The sequence below is a fragment of the Paenibacillus agaridevorans genome (genome assembly GCF_003112455.1).
Taxonomy (GTDB): domain Bacteria; phylum Bacillota; class Bacilli; order Paenibacillales; family Paenibacillaceae; genus Pristimantibacillus; species Pristimantibacillus agaridevorans.
The window spans coordinates 218387-225235 of the sequence record NZ_BDQX01000036.1 but is presented as its reverse complement, the minus strand read 5'-3'; the positions used below and the strand labels follow the sequence as shown (position 1 = coordinate 225235).

The following is a 6849-nucleotide window of genomic DNA, read 5'->3' as shown; positions in this document are numbered from 1 at the left end:
ACGATAACCTCCGGCTTCATGCCGGCGTAGGAGAAATTCACGATATGCGGCGCCAGCGGCTCGCTTCCATTAAGCGTCAACTCGGGTACCGCTTCTATAAATGCCTTAAGCTTGTCCCTAAGTACAATCATTTTATGTTCACGCAGGGTCATTCCTTCGATGGCCAGCCGCACCGCCTTTGCCGAAGCCACGATTCCCGGGACATTTTCCGTACCCGCGCGAAATCCCTTCTCATGGGAACCGCCGGAGGACAGAGGCTGAAGGTGGACGCCGTCGCGGACGTACAGGAAGCCGACTCCGCGTGTTCCGCCGAATTTGTGAGCGGATCCCGACAACAGGTCGATGCCCCAGCCTTCGACGTCGATCGGGAGCTTGCCCAGGCTCTGCACGGCATCCACATGGAACAGCACCTTGGGATACCCGCGCAGAATTTCTCCGATTTCGCGTATCGGCTGAACCGTTCCGATCTCGTTATTGACGTGCATGACGCTTACGAGCACTGTCTCTTTTGTTAATGCCGATCGAATATCTTCCACGCTCACATGACCCGAACGGCTCACAGGCAAAAAGGTAACGTTATACCCTTCTCCCTCCAGTTGCCTTACGGCTTCAATTACGGAGGAATGCTCGATGCCGGTCGTCACGATATGGCGACCTCTCTCCCGATAATAACGCGCGCTCCCCTTGATTGCCAAATTATTGGATTCCGTCCCGCCCGAAGTAAACAGCCATGTTCCTTTGCTTGTTCCGAGCTTGGCTGCCAGCTGCGTTCGGGCGCGTTCAATCAGCTTGGCCGCCTCCGCTCCGGGACCGTGCAGGGAAGAAGGATTGGCATAAGCCTTAAGCATAACCTCCATGGCGGTGCGAGCTACCTCCTCGTAAGGGGGCGTCGAAGCGCAATGATCGAAATAAATAGGGTTCTGCATGTTGGTGAACCTCCTCGTTCATGAGAAAAGGGACCAGCGCCGCTCCGCCTGTTACTGCGGTCGCAACCGTGATCCCCAAATACGTTTTAGTTCGTGTGCTACATCAAAAAATGCGTGTTCATAAGCGGACTTTTTGAACAACCTCTAAAACTTGGCTTCTTGCACTTTCGCGACGTAACGCTGCGTCTCCTGCGGCAGCTCGCTCAGTCTGGACAGCAATTCCGCGTCGGTCGAGATGCCTAGCCTGTCTATGCGGCCTGGTCCTGCATTGTAAGCTGCCAGAGCTACCGACTCGTTGCCGGCGTATTTGCGCAGCAGCAGAGACAAGTAACGCGTCCCGCCTTCGATATTTTGGACGGGGTCGAAGGAATCGGTTACGCCAAGCCCTCTTGCCGTTCCGTCCATCAGCTGCATCAGACCTTTGGCACCCGCATGCGATTCGGCAAGCGGCCTAAAGCCCGACTCCGTCGCGATCACCGCTTCGATCAAGGCGCTGTCTACGCCGTATTTCGAAGCCGCGCTAGCAATGATGCCGGCGAACGGTGCCGCTGCTTCCGAAAAGCTCCCGCCATCCGTGGCCGATTGAGCGCTGGCGTCCCCCCAGATCAGTCTGCCCTCGTAGCCCATCGAGGACTCCACCTGGGCCCATAGCTGATTGGGCCATAATGCAGCGGGCGACGTTCCGTCCCCGCTGACCGCTTCGCCGATATCGGAATTGCCAAGCTGCGCGCTCAACATTTTGTTGAATAAAGAAACATCGTCGTTGTCCTGTCCTGACGCTTTTTTGGCGTTGGCCCCGAAGCTCAGGGATGGCGCCAGCTGTGCCTGTATCATTGATTTTAATGTTCGCGGATCTATACTCACGTTCGTTGCCCCCTAGAGATAACATGAATCCGTACAATTGCGGAACAACCGCATTGCTGCAGGTACATGAGTATTATCGGTATCCATTGTACAACTTTTTAGCCCATTCTGCCAGAACTCGTCTAAAAACCAGGGGGACGGCGCATCAAGGAGCTCTCTAATCCCTTTCATCGGACGGGCTTCCGGCATCGCCTCCGCCTGCTTCGTGCTTCCGATCCGCTTGGATATTCTGGACTGCGTAATCCGCTACAAATATCGTTTCGCCGGAGACCGGCTCTTCGTTTGGACCTTCGTCCCTTGCGCGCTTCTCCGCTTCTCCGCCCCTCCACTTGCTGTTAACCCAGGTAATGGCGAACGAGATGGCGCCAAGCGCCAGCAAGGCGATTGCCTTGTACAGCGGCTCCTGTCCGCTTAGATCCACAAAGATCGCTTTAAATGCGACCAGCACCAGTACAATCGATCCGAACCACCTAAAGGTGCGCTCCTTGTAATAATTGCCCCACAGAATGAGCAGCAAGGCGTAGATTCCCCAAACGACAGACAGCGTAAGATCCATATACACGCCATAGCCGCTTTGGAAATATTCGGTGAAAATATTCTCGATCTGTCTCGTCATTAATCCGCCGACAATCAGATGAGCCAGCAGAGCAAACAGCCTTGACGTTGCTCTGTTCATAAGCTCGCCTGCGCCGGGCAGCCGCAGCTGTCTGGAGTAGTAGAAGCCAAGTGCGGCAAGAGCGATCCAAGCCATCGCCCCCCAGTTCAGAAACGGGATATAGACGCCAAACCATTCGCCCCTTGGCGTCGTCCAAGTGACAACGTACCAGTAGGCGCCAAGGTAGAACCAGACGATCGCGGCGATCAGCACAGCGGGGAACCAGCGTTTGATATGGCCCACGCCGGTCAGCAGCGCAACAAAGCCGGTCCACATCATCACATTAAACAATGTACCTTCGCCTAAGTTGTTCAGCGACATGAGCATCAGAAGCACGCCGGCTAATACGAACGAAACAGCCGGTACTGACCAGGAACGGCTCAATCGATAGAGGACGAAGCCGCCAGCGGCATAGATGACGCCCATTCCCGCGATGACATAGCCGTAAGGAACATCTCCTTGCCAGATAAACAGCGCCCAAACGCCGAACAACAGTCCGTTGATGGCATTGAGATACAGATCAACGCTATCGAAGCTCAACTTGCTGGTCCAAGTGGCCGCAAGCAAAGCGAACGTGTAAAACAGGTACGCGCATATAGCGTATCGGATCGGCATATTCCAGAGGCCTTCGGTAGAAGGGGAGAAATGGATGAAATAGATCGTATACAGCAGCCATGTTCCGCCGAATGCGATGATGCGCAGCTCCATCCAGCCTTTTGTAATGCTCAGATAGAAGAGCGCAATATTCAAAACCAGCAAGTACAGGAAAAGCGTCAGCACGGAATCCCAGTCCGGACGAAGCAGCATCGGGGCCAGCAGCCCGCCCGCCAGCGCAATATTCGTCAGCATACGCGAGTTGAACTTATGGGCGTATGCGAGCATGCCCGCCGTAACGGCCGTCATGCCTAGCAGCACCAGGGTAGGCTCCCACATATCATAATAGATGCCCCCGAACGAAAAGGTCGCGTACAAGATACACGCGCCGATGCCTAATAAGATTTGGCCAGTCAACTCCCATTTGGGCTTCTGCGCGATTCTTCCTCCGCCTAATGCGAAGGCGATGCCTGCCGCAATTCCGATGCCGATCTTCATCGCATTCGTGATCCAGCCTTTATCTATGGAGAATTGGAACATCGTAATAAAAGCGGTAATGACGAACAACGCACCCAGCAGTGAAGTCCAATGGTTCTTAATCGTATCCTTCATCTCGTTTTCCCCCTAAGCGTCCAATGGACGAAATGGATGATACCGTACATCATCAGGCACATGGCTGCGGCTATCAGCTCCAGTTGAAGCAAATACCATGGCCATGGAGCCAGTGCGTCAAGCAGCGACGCAGTGCCCGGCTTGCGGGCCAGAAACATGAAGTTCGTCGTGCCCGTCGCGATATTGGTAATAGCAGCCGGAATGGCGAGGACGTGGAGCCACAGCAACGCGCCGAACGTAGCTCGCAGCGTCGGCCGATAACGTTCCACGGCAATCAGATACATCGCGGCTGCCATAATGCCGATATGAGCGGCGAAGAAGTGGAAGTATCGGAATTCCGGAAATGGCGCATCCAGGTTTGGCGTGATCAGCGCCTGCAGGGCTCCTGCCACTCCCAGGAAGACGACGACCGGGTACAACCTCTTTGCATTTGACAAGAGCATTGCCGCCGACAGCAGCACCATGAGGCTGCAGAGCTGGAACGGCAGCGATCCCGCACTCCAGTTGTCCTCCAGCACATAAGACAGCTGGAAGGATACTTCGCAGGCAAGGAGCAGAACCGCGAGTCCTACGCGCATGGCGCGCCCGGCCTTTTCCTCCCTCAACTTCGTCCGCCCCGCCGCAATGGCAGCCAATACGGCTACGGTGACGGTCAACGCGGCCAGGTGCGATCCCGAAAACATTTCAAACAATGACTTCACCTCCCCTTCGTACGCACAATTTTAGGTTTATTACGGTTTTGACTTTTTTTGCGCTCTTGACTTTGTGTCTTGCGGTTTTGACTTTGTGTCTTGCAGTTTGTCTCTGGATCGAGGCTTCAAATAAAAGTTCAAAAAGTTCGCTTTTCAGCACCGAGAAGATTGAATGAAAGTAGAAACTGAGGAGCGGAGCGTAGCAGCGCTACGTGAGCACCGGAAGTTTCGCTTGAGTTCAATATTCGATGCCGAGTATGCTTCTTGAAATACATCGTGATCAAAAGCGAGCTTTTTGAACCACCTTATGAGAAAATATTACCTTTTTGGGGCAAAAAAAATAGTACCAATTATAACTGGTACCGTTAGATGTCCTTATTCGATTGGTCCAGCAGGCCAAGCTCCTTCGCTTTGTCGGCAGCTTCTTTGGAGCCTTGCGTGCCAAGCTTTCGCAGAATATTGCCTACGTGATTTTTGACCGTCCGCAGCGTAATGAACAGCTTATCCGCAATCTGCGGCTGGGAGTAGCCCTGATGGATCAGACCAAGCAGTTGCCGCTCCGACGGGGTAATGAGGTCGGCGATCTTCTTGGTTTCGAACTCTTTCTCCACCTGCTTCAAACGCCGGAATTCGTCACGCAACCGTTCGGCTGCAGCGGCGCTTATAGGAGACTGTCGCGCATAAGCCGCCCGTATCGCATCAGGAAGCTCCTCGAAGCCAGACTTCAACTGATAGTCGATGGCTCCCGCCTGGAAAGATCGGAAGATAAGCTCCTTCTCTTCCATCGATGTCAGCATAATGACGCGGGCACCCGTCGATAGAGAGGTTTCTTCGGCAAGCGCGATCCCTTCCGGACTGCCGTCGATCATAATATCCATCAGCACAACGTCAGCGCCCCCGTCCTCGCCCGCATCGCGGATCGCTGCGCGCAGCTCTTCGCCGCAGGAAGCAATCCATGCTAATGATACATCAGGCTGGCCAGCCAAATAATCGGCCAAGCCGCGCCGCCAGTCCGGATCATCCTCCAGCAGTCCCACTCGTATCTTCGATTCTTCCTTCCCCATTCGGCCCGTTCCTCCAGTCGTCGCGAATCCTCATTGTCATTCCTTAATCCATCCTTACTGCCTTGACCGCCCGCTTCGGCAAAGTCATATAGAAGGTCGTTCCTTCGCCGGGCCGGCTTCGCATGGTCAAAGAGCCCTTGTGCTTGCTCATGACATGATAGGCATAAGGCAAGCCCAGCCCGAAACTTCCGCTCCCCCGTTTTGTCGAATAAAAGGGTTCGAACGCTTGCAGCCGCTGCTCCCGATCCATACCGGGGCCGTTATCCGCCACTTTGATGACAAGCTCCCGCTTGGTTGCCGTCAGCTTAACTCTCAGCATGGCATCGCCACGCTCCGACATCGCCTGGATCGCATTGGTCACAATGTTGCCGAACGCTTCCGCCAGCTGCGTCTTATCCACCTCGCATTGCCAACCCTCCGCAAATGCTGTCTCAAGCCTGACGGAGCTTGCGGATGGCTTTGCCAGCTCCAGCGCCTCTCGAAGTACGGAAGACAGCTCGACGCGTTCCGGACGAAGCTCCAGATCCTCCGTACGTCTGTGGACGCGCCGCACCATCTCCTCCATATGCCGAGAAGCCGACAGAACCGCTTCCACATCGGCCAGCAGTTCCTGCTGCGATGTGGCGATGGCGTGACGCTTCATCTTTTCGCCGAACAACCGCAGCTTGCCCGCGTCATTTTTAATGGCATGATTAAGCATGGCCGTACCTGACGTTACGGCCCGCAAAGTGGAATCGTATCTTCTGCGCTGAATGAGTACGCGCATGCCCATGAAACCATAGGTGAACAGCCCGATCACGAACACGGCCGCACCAAGGCCAACTAACCAAGTATTATACACCCACATGCGAAGCATGCCCAGACTGGGCAGTATGTAGTTCATGAACATGCAGAACAGCGCGGGCGGAAGTACGGCGAAACAAACGATCCAATGGGTTCTGGCGTATACCGATGGCGGCACCCTCTTCGATAGCACCAGCACAGCTCCCGTCAACATATAAGGAACGGCCCACCAGACGACTACCTTAAAGCTGATAGGGTAATATATTGTATAATAAGGCGTTAGAAAAATGCACAGAATGATGGGAATAAGCAAGAGAACAGGAAGTGCAACCGCCAGTCCTCGACTAACCCGAAGGCCGCTGTAAGCGATCGCGAACAGCAGGAAAAAATAAGGAATGCCATAATAGGACGAAATCGATGACAGCGCTTGCACTTCATACAGAAGGCGCAGCGTCGATTGACCCGCTCCGGCCTCCTCAGCTTGCGGCAGCCACTTCAAATCGATCATTGCCGCCAACGCGCCAGTACCGCCGGTAAACGCAAGTCCGCCGAGCCTGCGATTTACCGCAGAGCCCGGCTCCGATATCCATACAATCGCCGCTATGCTCCATAAGGCAATCAATACAAACAGCATCGTTACGCCCCTTCGCGGCTCCAAG

At 54.6% G+C, this 6849-nt stretch carries 6 protein-coding genes; all 6 read right to left on the bottom strand.

Going from position 1 to position 6849, the window contains the following annotated elements; all coding sequences use genetic code 11:
• Positions 1-926 (bottom strand): cysteine desulfurase family protein (locus tag PAT3040_RS03120; RefSeq protein WP_108991581.1); only part of this gene is annotated, 926 nt, incomplete at its 3' end.
• 144 nt (positions 927-1070) lie between these two features.
• Complete coding sequence (locus PAT3040_RS39445; RefSeq protein ID WP_305778765.1) at positions 1071-1790, bottom strand: lytic transglycosylase domain-containing protein; 720 nt, start codon at positions 1788-1790, stop codon at positions 1071-1073.
• A gap of 157 nt (positions 1791-1947) precedes the next feature.
• Complete coding sequence (locus PAT3040_RS03110) at positions 1948-3651, bottom strand: DUF2339 domain-containing protein (RefSeq protein WP_108991495.1); 1704 nt, start codon at positions 3649-3651, stop codon at positions 1948-1950.
• Positions 3648-4334 (bottom strand): YwaF family protein, encoded by a 687-nt coding sequence (locus PAT3040_RS03105; protein ID WP_246608809.1) that lies wholly within the window; start codon positions 4332-4334, stop codon positions 3648-3650. The genes PAT3040_RS03110 and PAT3040_RS03105 overlap by 4 nt, the downstream gene beginning before the upstream one ends.
• A 374-nt stretch (positions 4335-4708) precedes the next feature.
• Positions 4709-5407 (bottom strand): LuxR C-terminal-related transcriptional regulator, encoded by a 699-nt coding sequence (locus PAT3040_RS03100; protein WP_108991493.1) that lies wholly within the window; start codon positions 5405-5407, stop codon positions 4709-4711.
• Positions 5408-5450: 43 nt separating this feature from the next.
• Entirely contained in the window at positions 5451-6824 is a 1374-nt protein-coding gene (locus tag PAT3040_RS03095; protein ID WP_108991492.1) for a sensor histidine kinase, read from the bottom strand.
• Between the last annotated feature and the right edge of the window lie 25 nt (positions 6825-6849).